At 64.1% G+C, this 14,707-nt stretch carries 17 protein-coding genes; 11 read left to right on the top strand and 6 right to left on the bottom strand.

Translation table 11 applies throughout. The features are described from left to right. Nucleotides 1–402 (top strand): winged helix-turn-helix transcriptional regulator, encoded by a 402-nt coding sequence (locus LIX00_RS13000; protein ID WP_227353613.1) that lies wholly within the window; start codon nt 1–3, stop codon nt 400–402. Here LIX00_RS13000 and LIX00_RS12995 read toward each other — a convergent pair. Beyond that, nucleotides 399–926, bottom strand: a complete 528-nt coding sequence (locus tag LIX00_RS12995; RefSeq protein WP_227353612.1) for an HIT family protein — start codon at nt 924–926, stop codon at nt 399–401. The two genes, LIX00_RS13000 and LIX00_RS12995, sit on opposite strands and share 4 nt — an antisense overlap. A gap of 447 nt (nt 927–1,373) precedes the next feature. Between LIX00_RS12995 and LIX00_RS12990 the strand changes: the two genes are divergently transcribed. The 3 genes from LIX00_RS12990 (at nt 1,374) to LIX00_RS12980 (ending at nt 4,168) form a co-directional block, all read left to right on the top strand. After that, on the top strand, nt 1,374–2,051 hold the full coding sequence (locus LIX00_RS12990; RefSeq protein ID WP_227353611.1) for a potassium channel family protein: 678 nt from the start codon (nt 1,374–1,376) through the stop codon (nt 2,049–2,051). Nucleotide 2,052: 1 nt separating this feature from the next. Continuing rightward, nucleotides 2,053–3,762 carry a TrkH family potassium uptake protein gene (locus tag LIX00_RS12985; RefSeq protein WP_227353610.1) on the top strand — a complete coding sequence of 570 codons (1,710 nt, stop codon included), beginning with the start codon at nt 2,053–2,055 and terminating at the stop codon, nt 3,760–3,762. 205 nt (nt 3,763–3,967) lie between these two features. Continuing rightward, entirely contained in the window at nt 3,968–4,168 is a 201-nt protein-coding gene (locus LIX00_RS12980; RefSeq protein ID WP_227353609.1) for a DUF7835 family putative zinc beta-ribbon protein, read from the top strand. A 117-nt stretch (nt 4,169–4,285) separates the two neighbouring features. Here the strand turns inward: LIX00_RS12980 and map are convergent, their stop codons facing one another. Continuing rightward, on the bottom strand, nt 4,286–5,182 hold the full coding sequence (gene map / locus LIX00_RS12975; RefSeq protein WP_227353608.1) for a type II methionyl aminopeptidase: 897 nt from the start codon (nt 5,180–5,182) through the stop codon (nt 4,286–4,288). Nucleotides 5,183–5,357: 175 nt separating this feature from the next. On the opposite strand from map, the gene LIX00_RS12970 reads away from it, so the two are divergent. Next, a complete protein-coding gene (locus tag LIX00_RS12970; protein WP_227353607.1) occupies nt 5,358–6,404 on the top strand; it encodes a hypothetical protein in 1,047 nt (348 codons plus the stop codon). A 41-nt stretch (nt 6,405–6,445) separates the two neighbouring features. On the opposite strand, the gene LIX00_RS12965 is transcribed toward LIX00_RS12970, so the two are convergent. Then, nucleotides 6,446–7,294 carry an isoaspartyl peptidase/L-asparaginase gene (locus LIX00_RS12965; RefSeq protein ID WP_227353606.1) on the bottom strand — a complete coding sequence of 283 codons (849 nt, stop codon included), beginning with the start codon at nt 7,292–7,294 and terminating at the stop codon, nt 6,446–6,448. A 96-nt stretch (nt 7,295–7,390) separates the two neighbouring features. Here LIX00_RS12965 and LIX00_RS12960 point away from each other — a divergent pair, with 96 nt between their 5' ends. The 5 genes from LIX00_RS12960 (at nt 7,391) to icd (ending at nt 11,982) form a co-directional block, all read left to right on the top strand. Then, nucleotides 7,391–8,098 (top strand): hypothetical protein, encoded by a 708-nt coding sequence (locus tag LIX00_RS12960; protein ID WP_227353605.1) that lies wholly within the window; start codon nt 7,391–7,393, stop codon nt 8,096–8,098. 154 nt (nt 8,099–8,252) lie between these two features. After that, nucleotides 8,253–8,912, top strand: coding sequence for a hypothetical protein (locus LIX00_RS12955; RefSeq protein WP_227353604.1), 660 nt, complete (start codon nt 8,253–8,255; stop codon nt 8,910–8,912). A gap of 50 nt (nt 8,913–8,962) precedes the next feature. Next, on the top strand, nt 8,963–9,235 hold the full coding sequence (locus tag LIX00_RS12950) for a hypothetical protein (RefSeq protein ID WP_227353603.1): 273 nt from the start codon (nt 8,963–8,965) through the stop codon (nt 9,233–9,235). A 900-nt stretch (nt 9,236–10,135) separates the two neighbouring features. Further along, nucleotides 10,136–10,501 carry a hypothetical protein gene (locus LIX00_RS12945; RefSeq protein ID WP_227353602.1) on the top strand — a complete coding sequence of 122 codons (366 nt, stop codon included), beginning with the start codon at nt 10,136–10,138 and terminating at the stop codon, nt 10,499–10,501. A 215-nt stretch (nt 10,502–10,716) separates the two neighbouring features. Beyond that, nucleotides 10,717–11,982, top strand: a complete 1,266-nt coding sequence (icd, locus tag LIX00_RS12940) for an isocitrate dehydrogenase (NADP(+)) (protein ID WP_227353601.1) — start codon at nt 10,717–10,719, stop codon at nt 11,980–11,982. 91 nt (nt 11,983–12,073) lie between these two features. On the opposite strand, the gene LIX00_RS12935 is transcribed toward icd, so the two are convergent. Continuing rightward, on the bottom strand, nt 12,074–12,409 hold the full coding sequence (locus LIX00_RS12935) for a cupin domain-containing protein (RefSeq protein WP_227353600.1): 336 nt from the start codon (nt 12,407–12,409) through the stop codon (nt 12,074–12,076). 272 nt (nt 12,410–12,681) lie between these two features. On the opposite strand from LIX00_RS12935, the gene LIX00_RS12930 reads away from it, so the two are divergent. Beyond that, on the top strand, nt 12,682–13,200 hold the full coding sequence (locus tag LIX00_RS12930) for a DUF5817 domain-containing protein (RefSeq protein WP_227353599.1): 519 nt from the start codon (nt 12,682–12,684) through the stop codon (nt 13,198–13,200). Between the two features lie 24 nt (nt 13,201–13,224). Here LIX00_RS12930 and LIX00_RS12925 read toward each other — a convergent pair whose 3' ends face one another. Continuing rightward, a complete protein-coding gene (locus LIX00_RS12925; protein ID WP_227353598.1) occupies nt 13,225–13,365 on the bottom strand; it encodes a hypothetical protein in 141 nt (46 codons plus the stop codon). Between the two features lie 123 nt (nt 13,366–13,488). Further along, on the bottom strand, nt 13,489–14,700 hold the full coding sequence (hmgA, locus tag LIX00_RS12920) for a hydroxymethylglutaryl-CoA reductase (NADPH) (protein WP_227353597.1): 1,212 nt from the start codon (nt 14,698–14,700) through the stop codon (nt 13,489–13,491). Nucleotides 14,701–14,707: the final 7 nt, after the last annotated feature.

The following is a 14,707-nucleotide window of genomic DNA, read 5'->3' as shown; positions in this document are numbered from 1 at the left end:
ATGAGTGACGACTGGCAACGGACGTGGCACGCCGTTCGGAGCGTCCTCGGTTCGAAGTGGGCGTTCCACGTCGTGCGGGCGCTCTCGGAGCGAGCGCGAGGGTTCAACGATCTCCGGCGAACGCTCGGCGGCGTCAGCGCGAAGACGCTCTCGGAACGACTGCAGGAACTTCGGTGTCTGGGCTTCGTGGAGAAGGAGGTCCACGCCACGTCGCCACCGACCACGACGTATCGGCTCACGGACCACGGGGAGTCGCTGGCGAGCGTCATGGACGACCTGGAATCGCTGGTCGACGTGGTCGAGTGCCCGGGCGGGGACTGTCCGGTTCCAGCCGAGGCCGCGCCGGATTGTCCGTGTCCCGCGTCCGCCGAGACCGCGCCAGAATCGAGCTGCGACTGTTAGTACCGAACTGCTCCGTCGTCGGGAACCGTCGCCCCGTCCTGTTCGGCGAAGGCGTCGTACAGTCGCTCGTAGGTGTCCTCTAGGCCTTCGACGATGACCTTCGTATCGGCGATGACGGGCATGAAGTTCGTGTCGCCCTCCCAGCGCGGGACGACGTGGGTGTGGAGGTGGGCGATGGAGCCGCCGCTCCCCTCGCCGATGTTCAACCCGGCGTTGAATCCGTCCGGGGAGAGGGCGCGTTCGAGCGCGTCGAAGGTTCGCCGTTTGAGCCGCGCGTGGCCCAACAGCGTCTCGTCGTCCAACTCGCGGAAATCACCCGTGTGTTGGTCGGGGATGACCATGACGTGGCCCGGATTGTACGGGTAGTTGTTCAGCATCACCACGGCGTGGTCGTTGCGCGCGACGACGAGGTGTTCGCGGTCGGCACCGCGGTGGGGGAGTTCGCAGAAGACGCACTCCACGTCGCTCTCCGCTTCCTCTCGTTCGACCCACTCGATTCGCCACGGCGCGAAGACCTGTTGCATGGGACAGTGTGGGTCGGGGGGACGCTTTACGCTTTCAGTCTCCTCCGACGGGGAGTTTCTCGCGGGGGCGGTGGGCGAACCGCGAGGGTCCTCTGAGAGCCCTCGGGCACTCGCTCCGCCGACGATGACGTGGCGCTCCGGATCGGCGGAAAGTTCCGCGAGCTCACCGCCGCCCCTCTCACCCGTAACGGTGACCCGCGCTGATCGGCAGAAACAGCGAAGCGCGATACTTCGGTCCGCGCGACGAGAACCGCGGTGATCTCGAAAGAGGGTTACGCCACCGCCGGAGCCGTACCGAACCCGGTATCGGGGGATACAGCGGTTTTAACGACTCCATAATCGTGACCGATTCGAATTTCGACGCGGTAACGACCGACGCCGCCACCCCGTTTCGACGGCCGCACAACAGTATCTTTTCAAACGCTGACTTCGGACTGGAGGTAACGAATGTACATCATCATCGTCGGGGCGGGCGATATCGGCTCGCAACTCATCAGCATTGCGACGCAGAATAACAACGACGTGGTGGTCATCGAGAAGGACGCGGAGCGCGCCGAACGCGCCTCGATGGAGTTCGACTGTCTCGTGCTGCACGACGACGCGACGATAATCGACACGCTGGAGGAGGCGGGCGCGAACCGGGCCGACGCGCTCATCAGCACGACCGACCAGGACGCGACGAACATCATGGTCTGTCTCCTCGGACAGGAACTCGAAATCCCGTCGCTGGTGTCGGTCGTCCACAATCCCGAGCACATGAACGTCTTCCGTCAGATCGGCGTAAACGTCATCGAGAACCCACAGCGGCTCATCGCGGAGTACCTCTACCGCGCCGTCAAGCGCCCCTCCATCAAGGATTACATGAAGGTCGGCGACCGGGCGGAGGTGTTCGAAATCACGGTCGATTCCTACGCCCCGGTCGCCGGACTCACGCTGGCCGAGGCGGCGGACGAGGGGCTGTTCGACGACGGCATACTCGTGGTCGCGCTCGAGCGCGACCACGAGGTCATCACCCCCCGCGGGAACACGGAAATACGCGGCGGGGACCTCATCACCGTCTTCTCCGAAACCGGTGCGACGCCGGAGGTGACGGACATCTTCGGCCACTACGAGGACCACGACTAGCATGGTGCGACGCAAGACGGTCGCCGGCGTTTCGACAGACTTGGCCATCATCCTACGGGACGTCGGCGCGCTCGTGCTGATGCAGGCCGCGCTGATGGGATTCACCGTCCTCCTCGCGCTCGGCTTCGGCGAGTACTACGTGGCGCTCGCGTTTCTGCTCGCTGCGGTCGTCACGGCGGCGGTCGGCGGCATCGCCCGCAAGACCTTCGAGGACGCGCCGAACCCGGTGATGAAACATGGGATGGTCATCGCCGCCGCGGGATGGTTCGCCACCGCCGTCTTCGGGTCGATTCCGTTCTTCCTCGCCGCGCACCTGACCCCCGTCTCGGTGATGGACTCGTACGTTCCGGCGGGTGCGAACTACGACCCGATTCGCGTCGGCGGCGCGACGACGCTGTCGAGTCTGGCGTACTTCCAGAACCCGCTACACGCGCTGTTCGAGAGCATGTCCGGGTGGACGGGAAGCGGACTGACGATGGCGGTGCACGAGCCGTCGCTTCCCCGCGCCGTTCAGTGGTGGCGGTCGCTCATCCAGTGGGTCGGCGGGGTCGGCGTCATCGTCCTCACGACGGCCATCCTCGCCCGGCCCGGGAGCGGGAGCTACGCGCTCTATCAGGCGGAAACGCGCGAGGAGCGAATCCACCCGAGCATCATCCACACGGTGCAGACGGTGTGGCGAATCTTCCTCCTCTACACCGTGCTGGCGGTCGTCGCGCTGTTCGTCGCGATTCTCTGGAGCGAACCCCGGCTGAGCACGTTCGAATCGTTCTGGCAGGCGCTCAACCACGCCATGACGGGGCTCTCGACGGGCGGATTCAGCGTCACTGACAACTCCATCGAGTCGTACGATTCCCCGCTCGTCGAGGGCGTTCTCCTGCCCATCATGACCCTCGGCGCTATCGCGTTCCCCATCCACTACGTGGTGCTCCGCGACCGCGACCCCGACGAACTGTTTTCCGACCTTCAGACGCGCTGGCTGTTCATCCTCTTGGCTGCGGGCGCGCTCGTTCTGTCGGTGCAGAACGTCGTCGCGCTGTCGGAGGCGAGAGGAGCGTTCACCGAGACGGGATGGCTCGGTCTCCAGAACGTCCGAATTCCGCTCGCGTGGGCCGGGTTCGAGAGCCTCGGCCTGTCGCCGCTCGCCGCCGACGCGGTTCGGGACTCCGTCTTTCAGTTCGTGAGCGCGCTCACCTGCACGGGGTTCCAGTCGTCGGATATCGGTTCGTGGGGGGCGGGCGGTAAGCTCATTCTCAGCGGGGCGATGGTGCTCGGCGGCGCGGCGGGGAGCACCGTCGGCGGCATCAAAATCATCCGGGGGTACTTGATCAGCAAGGGCATCCAGTGGGAGTTCTCCCGCGTCTTCCTCCCGTCGTCGGCGGTCGTCAACGCCAAAATCGGAACTCGCGTGCTCGACCGACACCAGATGTTCGAGGAGTTCAGCGAGGCGGCCATCGTGAGCACGCTATGGATCATACTGCTCATCACCGGGAGCGTCATCCTCGTGAACGTCGCCCCCGGCTTCGGCTACGCCGACGCGCTGTTCGAGGTCGCCAGCGCCCAGGGTAACGTCGGTCTCTCGACCGGCATCACGGGGCCGACGATGTCGCCGATTGCCGAAGGAATGCTCATCCTGAATATGTGGATCGGCCGTCTCGAAATTTTTCCCGTCCTCGTATTTCTCCGCTCTGCGCTGTTCGGTCTCGAACCCTGACCTACTATATAATGTATTCGGCTGTTGTAGAGCGTTGCGCCATCATTAACGGTTTTCAGCCCACGATAAACGAAATGGGACGCTCTCGTTCCGTCAAAGGGGTAAATCGCAAGACGAGGGCCGAATAAACGGTTCGAACGCCCTCCAACAGAGAGGGGTTTTTATGCTCCTGTCAGGGGAAGAAGGAACCGAGCAGGAAGTCACCATGGCAACAAAAAATCAGGGGTTCCAGGCAGTAGTCGAACTGTGCGATAACTGCGGTCGCGAGACCTCGCACGAGGTTTCGGTTCAGATCCGAACCGAGAGCAAAAAGAAGGAGAACGCCGAGTTCTCGCGCGAACCGTACCGTGTCACGAAGTGCCAAACGTGCGGCGAGACGAACAGCCAGCGGATGAACAACGCCTGAGTCTCGAGTATCTGCGTTCGATCAGTATCCTTTTCCCGTTCAACCGCCGCGACGGTGCGTACACCACCCCCGCCGACCGGGAGCTGTCACCGGAAGCTAGTTGACAGTAAAGATTAGTTACCGAGTGAACACTTCGCACCCGTCTTCGGTGACGATGACGGAGTGCTCCTTCTGGCTGACGAGGAACCCGTCTTCCTCCTTCAACACCGGATAGCCGTGAACCACGTTCTGCATCTTGAGGCGGCAGAGCGCCATCTCGGGGCGGGAAACGTCCAACCACCGGGTGGCGAAGGGAAGGGTTCGGAACTCCTCGGTTATCTGGTCGAGCGCCTGCCGGGCGCTGCGGTCGCGGACCGACGCCTCGCGTTCGAGGGCGAATATCTCCTCCTCGGCACCCTCGCCGACCTTGCCGCTTCCGTCGGTGGCGAACGGTTCGATGGCGACTACGTCGCCGACTTGTAGTTCGACGCCCTGGGAAACCGCGCGATTGGGGATGTTCGGTTCCGTGTGCTGTTCGTAGTGCGCGAGACCGTGGCCGGAGAGGTTGACGACGGGGTTGTAGCCGTACCCCTCGATGACGGACTCGATTTCCGCGCCGATGTCGCCGGTCTCGACGCCGGGGCCGACCACTTCGAGGGCGGCGTCGAGCGCCTCGGCGCTCGCTTCGGCGAGGTCGTCGTGGCCCGAGAGGTCGACCGTGATGGCGGTGTCCGCGAGCCAACCGTCGACTTGCACGCCGATGTCGAGGTTGATCATCTCCTCGCCGAACGTGGTCTCGTCGTCGATGCTCGGCGTCGCGTGCGCCGCCTCCTCGTCGACGCTGATGTTCACCGGAAACGCCGGTTTTCCGCCGAGTTCGCGGATTTTATCCTCCGCGAACTCGGCGATTTCGAGGTGGCTCACGCCGACGTCGACTCGGTCTGCGGCCTCTTCGCGCACCTGTGCGAGTATCTCACCGGCTTCTCGGTGCTTCTCGTACTTCTCCGCCGAGAGGTCGACTTCCTGTTCGCTCATGGCGCGTACTTTGCTCGAACGCCGGAAAGAGTTTGCGTTACATCGGGCGCATAGGCAGGGATTGACGCCGACGGGAACCCCGCGGTAACGCGAATGTAATCCGAGAAACACGTCATCGAAGGCCCGAACGGTCATCCCGGTTTATTGTCGTCAGCGGGGATATGGATGTCTGCACATGCAGAGAGAAATCGGGGCCGTGCTCGCAACGACACTACTGGTGCTCGCCAGCCTCTCGCTGGGCGCGCTGGGGAGTGCGGGAACCACGGCGGACGAAGGGGTACGTCTACAGAACGTCACGGTCGAACGACTCGAACTGGGGAACGTCACGGTCGAGAACGCGACCATCGAGTCGATGGAGGTCGACCTGGTGCGGATAGAGGACCGAGACCGGACCTTCCGCAACGCGAGGCTCCAGAACGTCTCGCTGGAGCGACTGTCGTTCGAAGGCGTCAGCGCGGAGAACATCGAGAGCGAAGAACTGAGCAACGCCACGAACGGCGGGCAGAACGTTCCGTCGAACGTCTCCATCAGCGACGTGACCATCGAAGAGTTGTCCGTCGAGACGCTCGTCGTCGAGAACCTCACGATGGCCGAGGACGGGACGACCACGACGGAAGGAACCGAGACGACCGCCCGGGAGACGACCCAAGGGGCGAACGAATCGGCGCAGTCGCTGGGGAGCGTCACCATTCGATCCGCCGACGTCCAGACGATGACCATCGAATCGCTGACGGTCGAGAGCATCTCGGTCGGCGGCGAACAGACGACGGCGGAAGAGACCACCGCCGAGGAGACGACCGCCGTTCAAGAGACGACGCCGGCCGAGACGACGGTGGCGGAGGAGACGACCACGGCGGCGGAAACGACGGTCGCTAACGAAACGACGACGGCCAACGAGACGACGACTCAGACGACCGCCGCGTCCATGGCGCTCCAAGAGAGAATCGTCGTCGACGACATCTCGGTCGAGAACGTGACCGTCGATAACGCGACGGTCCGCGTCGCCACCGCCGAGAACGCGGTCGCCGCGGAGTCGCAAGCGACGACCGCCCAGACGACGACCGCCGCTCAAGAGACGACGCCGGCCGAGACGACCGCGAACGAAACGACCACCGCCCAGGAGACGACGGTCGCCGAGGGTGGCGAAACGACGACCGGAACGACCGCGACGGAAACGACCGCGAACGAGACGGTCGCCGACGAAACGACGACCGCGGCGTAGCGCGCCCACGGTCGAAGCTTTTTTCGAGGGGGTGGAGGTCGCTACTCGCTCAGCGCTGTCTGCATCGCGTCGCTGTTGAACGCGCTTCCCGCGTCGCCGTCGCGGTCGAGGACGATGACGCCCGCGCTCGACCCGGTGAGTTCGCCGAACTCCGTCATCGCGCGGTCGGCGGCCGCCTGCGCGTCGAGTCCGGATTCGAGGTGGCGAACCGCCCGCCGAGTGAGCGTCGCCTTTGCGATGTCTTCGCCGGCCCCGGTGGCGCTGGCCGCGCCGGCGGGGGCGGCGTAGAAACCGCTACCGATTTGGGGGACGTCGCCGACCCGACCGGCGAGCGCGAGCCATCGCCCGCCGGTCGAAGTGGCCGCCGCGAACCGCTCCCCGTCGTACGCGACCGCGCCGACCGTGTCGGCCCCGCCGAACCGCTCGCGGAGCCACGCGACGTGTTCGCGCGGCGTCCCCTCGGGCGCGTCGAGGTCGTTCCACCGCTCGCGGCTCTTCTCCGTCCAGAGGTCGACGTCCGTCTCGACGCCGAAGTCCGCCCCGAGTTCGACCGCGTGCTCGCCGCTGACGAGGACGTGCGGCGTCTCCTCCATCACGACTCGCGCCACGCTGACGGCGCGTTCGACGCCGGGCATCGAGCAGGCCGCGCCCGCGTCCCGGTCGCTGGTCATGATTCCCGCGTCGGTTCGAATCGCGCCGTCGCTCTGAACCGCGCCGCCGACGCCCGCGTTGAATCGCGGCGACGATTCGAGGACGTGAACCGCCGCCTCGACGGCGTCGACGACGGTTTCTTGCTCCTCGCCCGCCGCCGCCGCCTTGACCAACACAGCCTGTCGCAGTTCGGGTTCGTCCGGTTCGCTCCCCGCCCCGCCGTGTACGATGACCTTCATGTCCGGAGTTCTCGCGGCAGGCATCTTAAGTTCCGACGAACCGGCGTTCCGCAGAAAGCGGGAATTACTTGATAGAACGGGACCGGGTATCGAGATGTGCCGATATACTCGCGGGACGGGGCGACCGGGTTTCGCACCGTCGACGAGTGGGACGACGGCGTCGGTTGGATGAGCCATCCCGGCGAGGATGGGCGGCGTACGAGCCATGCGATTCGCGGCGAGAACGGTGGCGTCTGGGTCGTCGACCCGTTGGACGCGCCGGGCGTGGACGACTTGCTCGCCGAACTCGGGGAGGTCGTCGGGGTGGTCGTGCTCTCGAACTGGCACGCCCGAGACGCGGGACGCTTCGCCCGTCGTCACGGCGTCGCCGTCCACCTTCCGGAGTGGATGACCCGGGTCGAAGACCGCGTCGACGCCCGCGTCGAGCGATACTCGGCGGAGGTCGGAGACTCGGGATTCCGGGTGCGACGGTGCGACCCGCTCCCCGGTTGGCACGAGGCGATAGCGTACCGGGAATCCGACGGGACGCTCTACGTGCCGGACGTTCTCGGAACCGCCCCGCTCTTCACCGTCGGCGCCGAGCGAATCGGCGTGTATCTCCTCAGACGACCGTTTCCGCCCCGTCGCGCGTTCGTCGATTGCGCCCCCGAGCGAATCCTCGTCGGGCACGGCGAGGGCGTCTTCGAGGGGGCGTCGGCGGCGCTCTCCGACGCGCTCGCGGGTGCGCGACGACGGTTTCCGCGCGCACTTCTCGAAAGCGGCGGCGCGCAACTGCGCGCGCTCGTCGGGGCGGTGACGAACTGAGACGCGTCGATTTCTCGAAGCGGGCGGGGCGTCACCCGAATCGCCAGCGGTCGGGGATAGTATCGCCTGACGCGTGTGTTCACAAATTTCGGTATTTCGTTTTTACTTCGCCAGAAAGCGCTTCATAGAGTAATGTAGTGAGTCCAAACGGATCATGCCCGACGACGTGAACGTCAACCACTCCGGCGACGGAGGGGATGAGGGTGGTTCCGTGGTGTACTCGCTCTCGCTCGACGATGGGGCGACGGAGTGGAGCCATGAACTCGAAGAGTACGGCGACGTTTTTGCCACCGACGACTACAAGTCTCCCGTTCAGTCCTTGCCGGCGACGCGCTGTACTACTCGACGTGGGTACGGGAAGGTGAGAAAGAAGCGCGAGACGAAATCGTCGTCCGCAACGTCCAAACCGGGGAACTCATCGCCCGACACAACGTACCCGGCGAGAAGGAACCCGGCTACTGGGGCAAGCCGTCCGTCGTTCCCGTGGACGAGAGCGTACAGGCTCCCGCCCACGGATCGCTGGTCGCGTTCCGTTCCGAGTCCGCGGATTCGAACGATGACGGCGAAGGAGGGAGAAACGGCAGCGATGGGAGTGATGGTCAGAAAGGGGCCGATGGTCCGATTGGAGACGGTTCGGGGGAACGATTCCGGCGGTTCCAACGGCCGGAACGGCGAGAGTCACCGCGGGTGTCGACATCAACGTGGGCTTCTGCCCCTGGGGGAGGTTGCCCGTGACGAGCACACGAAAACCGGTGCCGGAGGGCGAGATTTCTGTATAGGAGTCCAGACGAGTGATGATAGGTTATCCTTGTGAGAATACTAAGTTCCACATACCTATTTCTGTGATTCTCTTGTATTCTGCCGATGACCGAGCACCGGGCGACCAAGGTAGTCCTGACAGCCATACTCTTGGCAAGAGATAAGGGAAAGTTCCGCCTCCCGGATCTCAAAAAACGACTTCACGTTCCTGAGAATCCACCGTCGGACAGCACGATTCGGCAGGTGCTGCGCCAACTCGAAGAGAGCAAATGGCTCGAACGGGATCACCCCGAAGGTCGAATTTGGTACGCTGGCGAGAAATTGGAAGAACTACTCGTAGAGAAGGAAGTGGACGCGAGCAGGGAAGATGTGGACTGAGGAGCGGTCGTTTGCTGCTCGCGTCCATAACCCCTCGTTACCGGTGCTTTCTGTTCTGCGCTCAAATGAACAAACAAACGGTTCCTGGACGGCGAGTCCGGAGGGTTTAGGCCAGTGGCCACGGCGATGGTTCGACATCGCTCAACGTACGTCGCTTCAGAAGCGATTCCCTTGGCCGGTGATCGAGGCGAGTTCCGACCGCCAGAACGCCGAGACCGGCTCGATCTGCCGGACGAGCCCCCGCCGTCAAATTCGGTGGTGCGGGAGGTGCTCGTCAGCTGGAAGCGTGTGGATGGCTCAAACGCGAACACGCCGAAGGTCGGATCTGGTACGCCGGCGATAAATATCGAGCCGTCAGATGATCGTCCAAGCACAAGACGCGTCACCGGAGCACTTTTGCCGTCGACTACCGTGGATATTTTGCTGTTAGTGGATACTTGGTCGGCAGCGTTACGGTGGTTATTACCGGTTACAGAGTCGGCATCCTCGGTAACAACGATTATGCACGGCTAGTTGGCGGCTATCCTCGATCATCTGCTGATAACCCTACGGGCCGGAGCTAACCGAGACACAGAGGGCATAGCTTACGCAAAAACTGGCGCAAACGATGAGCGGGCCGAAGGCCGAACGACTATTCAGAATCAGTCGTGATAACGACGTTTTGGCGTCGGGGTATCCGCTCTCCTCCTCCGGGGTTTTAAAGCCGGATTGAAGCGATCGGTCAATACAGGCAAATTTCTAACCGGATTTGGGTTCCCTGAACAGCGTCACAAACGCTTTCGACGGTGCTTAGGGTTGAATACGAACGCGGATGCCAGCAATTGGTGGCGGCGCTGGCTACCTGCTCCAGGGCTCGAGTGCGCCTTTCATGGGGTAGCCAGAACCGCCGGAGAAAGAAAAATGAAACGAACACTACGAGTCTTGATGGCGCTCGCGCTAGTAACGACCGTCCTCGTCGGCGGTCTCGCGAGTCCAGTCGCAGCACAATCCCCCGACGGTAATGGCGATGAGATCGAGCAAGAGCAAGAGCTCGAACAGGAGGCCGAAGCAGAGGTCGAACAGGAGCAGGAGAATATCACGCAATCTAACACCGCCACGGTCACTCAAACCGGACCGGTGTCCGCCACCGCATCCGGCGCTGGTGACGCGACCGCTTCCCAGTCCGTCGCCCAATCCAACACCAACGCTCAGGTCGGCACTGCGACGGCGTTCAACATTGCCGAGCAAGAACAGGAAGTCGAAGATGACGATGATGACCGTCGCTAACTAACTCGGCTCATCATCGACGCGGTGCGATTTTTTGCGACTCGATACTAACCCGACAGCGACGGCGGCGGCGCTGGCTCTCTAGCGACTCGTCGGACGGCTGCTAACTTCCGTTTCGAATTCGAGTCCGCAATTTTCATTAAGGGCGTATAAGGCCCATACGGGGGACAAACGGTAGGTCTTATATCCACGTCGAAACAGAGGTTCGAACGTTCATGAGCTACGAGTTCGAGAAGGTAGACGTACCTGAAAGCGGGGAGCAAATAACGTACGACGAGGAGACGGGAGAGCTGAACGTACCCGAGAAGCCCATCATTCCGATCATTCACGGGGACGGCATCGGGACGGACGTCGGCCCGGCGGCGCAGAAGGTGCTCGCGGCCGCGGCGGAGGCGACGGGGCGCGAGATAGAGTGGATGCGCGTCTACGCTGGCGCCAGCGCGCGCGAGAAGTACGACGAGAACCTGCCGGACGACACCGTCGAAGCCATCAAGAAGTTCAAAATCGCCATCAAGGGACCGCTCACGACGCCGGTGGGAGCGGGATTCCGCAGCTTGAACGTCGCGCTCCGCCAGAAGCTCGACCTCTACGCGAACGTCCGCCCGACGTACCACCTCGACAACGTTCCGTCGCCGGTCAAACGCCCCGAAGCGATGGACATGGTCTTCTTCCGCGAGAACACGGAGGACGTGTACGCCGGCATCGAGTGGGAAGCCGGTACCGACGAGGTGCAGCAGGTCAAGGAGTTCGTCGAAGATGAGATGGGTGCCACGGGCGTCATCCACGACGGTCCCGTCGGCATCGGCGTCAAACCCATCTCGGAGTTCGGGTCGAAGCGCCTCGTCCGCGAAGCCATCGACTACGCCCTCGAAAACGACCGCGACTCGGTCACGCTGGTCCACAAGGGTAACATCATGAAGTTCACCGAGGGCGCGTTCCGCGACTGGGGCTACGAACTCGCCGCGGAGGAGTACGGCGACGTCACCATCACGGAAGACGAACTCTGGGACGAGTACGACGGCGAACAGCCCGAGGACAAACTCGTCGTCAAAGACCGCATCGCGGACAACATGCTCCAGCAGATTCTCACCCGCACCGACGAGTACGACGTCATCGCCACCATGAACCTGAACGGCGACTACATGTCCGACGCCGCGGGTGCCCAGATCGGCGGCCTCGGCATCGCGCCGGGTGCGAACTTCGGCGACCACCGCTGCCTCGCCGAACCCGTCCACGGTTCCGCCCCGAAGTACGCGGGACAGGACAAGGTCAACCCGACCGCGATGATACTCTCCGGTCGTCTCATGCTCGAGTACATGGGCTGGAAGGACGCGGGCAAACTCGTCCGCGACGCCGTCGAGGAGACCATCTCCTCCGGCCAAGTCACCTACGACCTCGAGCGCCAGATCGAAGGCGGCGAAAAACTCGCCACCAGCGAGTACGCCGACGCCATCGTCGAGAACATCCGCGACCTCGAGTAAGCGGGTTTCTCCGGCGGTCGTCCCCGGTCAACGGTGGCGAAAAATAGTCGCGATTTGCGAACGGTATCGTTCTCCGCTTCGTTCCGCGCGTTCACTCCCACGGCACGTCCAATCGGGGCGGACTGAACACGTCGATACCGAGAACCGGTTCGTCGCCCCTGTTCTCCGCCGCGTGCGGTTCGTCGCCCGGAATCGCGTAGGAGTCCCCTTCTCCGACGACCACCTCCTCGCCGTCGACGACGAACGTCAGCGCGCCGCCGTAGACGAACCCCGTCTGCTCGTGTTCGTGACTGTGTTCCGGCACCGTCGCGCCGGGTTCGATGCGGAAGTGTTGGATGCTCATCCGATCTCCGGCGGCGAGTTGCGCCAGGTAGACGCCGTCGGTGGCTTCCGCGACGTCGCGGTTCGATAGGGCTATCGAGTCCATGACATCGACTCGCAGGCGAGGTACGTAAATCTCGGGGCGAGAGTTTAAGTACGAGAGCGGAACCAACTCCGGCGAGATGTCGCTCGAATCGCTCGTGGGTATCGCGGCGGTCGCGATTCTCCTCGGGGCGCGCCCGCTGACCGCAAGGGGACGCGAGCGACCGCCGAATCGGCGGTGTTCTCCGACTCGCTCCCGACGACCGAATCCGACCGCCACGTCGAAGCCGCCGCCCGAACGCAGGGTTGAACAGGGAGGCGACCCGAGGTGCGAGCATGTACAGCGTCGTCGGTTGCAGCGCGTGTAACAACCTGTGGATAGTCGAGGGGCGGCCCGAGACGACGCAGTGTTCGCGGTGCGGAAAGCGCCGCACGTTCGGGAAGTTGAAGCAGTTCGTCGAAACCGACGACGAGGACCACGCGCGCGAGGTTCGCGCCTCGATGCTCGCCAACCGACAGGGCCACGGCGACGCCTTCGCCGAACTCGACTCGTTCGCCGAGATGGACTCGCAGGTCCGGGACGCCGGAATGGACGACGAGGAGTATCTCGACCGCTCCGGTCTCGACACCGACGAGGTCGCCGCCGCCGGAGAGCGCTCCCGCCGGGATGGGAGTAGGAGCAACAAGCAGGTCGTGCTCGACGCGCTGTCGACCCTCGATACCCCCGACGAAGCGGAAATCGTCGCGTACGCGCGAGAGCGGGGCGTCTCCGCCGACTACGTTCGACAGGCGCTCGAGAAACTCTCTCGACGCGGAGAAATCAGCGAGAGTCGAGGTCGCTATCGTCGCCTCTAAAGAAGGAGGTGGGGGACTCCAGATTCAGGGAAACGCACCGTTCAGTCCCTTCCACACGGCGAGCGTCAACGTGAGGACGGTGAGCAGTAGCTTCAGGAACTGAAGGACGCGATACGTCCGGGAGTCAGTGATCGGTGCGTCCCCGTCGGTGGTGGGTGCGGCCATCGGAGGTCACCATCGGGCGGCACGGTACGGGCGAACGGATTCGCCCGCACGTGCCGATTTATCGTTACACGTCGATAGTAATAAATTACTAGAGTTTTATAAGCAATATAATCGGGAAGGCGGTCACCTTCCGAGTTCTTCGTGCGCGCTGGAGAGGTGGCGCGACGCGAGCGCCGCGAGCAGGGAGAGTTCGCCCGCCAGCGCGCCGACCGCGATTATCTCCGCGAGCGCGTCGGCGTTACTTCCGGGGGGGTCGCCGCCGCCGCGGAGGCCCAGAACGTCGAGGGCTTCCGACTGCGTGGGAAGTCCGGTGCCGCCGCCGACGGTGCCGACTTCCAGACTGGCGAGGCTGACGCTCGCGTAGAGTTCGTCTTCGCGGGCGTCCACGGTCGTGATGGCGTTGCTCCCCTCGACGACCTGCGCAGCGTCCTGTCCGGTGGCGAGGAACGCGGCGGCGACGACGTTCGCGGCGTGGGCGTTGAATCCGAGACTCCCGGCTTTCGCGCTCCCCACGAGGTTCTTGCGCGTGTTCGCCTCCTCGACGGCTTCCGGCGTCGTGTGGAGGCGTTCTTCGACCGTCTCGCGGGGGATGCGAACGTCCGCCGTGACGCTCCGACCGCGACCTTCGACGGCGTTGATGGCGGCGGGTTTCTTGTCGGTGCAGAGGTTGCCCGAGAGCGCGACGAGGCTCGCCGGCGTCTCCTCCTCGACCAGCGACGCGGCCTCCCTGGTGGCGATGGTCGCCATGTTCATCCCCATCGCGTCCTTGGTGTCGTAGACGAATCGCACGAAAACGGAGTCCCCGACGACGTAGGGCGTCGCGTCGAGGAGTTCGCCGTGGCTGGTCGTCGACTCCGCGGCGTCGGCGAGTCGGTCGCGGTTGTCGGCCACCCAGTTCACGACCTCCTCGGCCTCGGCGACGCCTCGCACGCGGAAGACGGGTGCGCGGGTCATCCCGGTCTTCGTAACGCGTGCGTCCGCCCCGCCTGCGCCGGTGATGACCGAACAGCCGCGGTTGACGCTCGCCACCAAAGCGCCCTCGGTCGTGGCGAGCGGGAGGTAGTAGTCGCCCTCCGCCGACCCGCCGCTGACGGAAACCGGTCCCGCGACGCCCATCGGAATCTGGGCCGCGCCGACCATGTTCTCGACGTTGTTGTCGGCTCGCTCGGCGTCGAAGGCGTAGTCGCCGACCGCGTCCAGCGTCGCGTCGGCGTCCGATTCGAGGAGCCTCCGGCGGGCCGCCGTCGCGGTGTCGTGGTCTGCGTGGTCTTCGAGTTCGTGCAAGCGCACGTCGCCCGCCCGAACCTGCTCCGCGAGTTCGTCTGCGTCGGTCATGGTTCGG

The organism is Haladaptatus salinisoli, assembly GCF_020614375.1.
Lineage (GTDB): Archaea > Halobacteriota > Halobacteria > Halobacteriales > Haladaptataceae > Haladaptatus > Haladaptatus salinisoli.
Note: the sequence above shows the minus strand (reverse complement) of the source record. Positions and strands in the feature narration are given on the sequence as shown.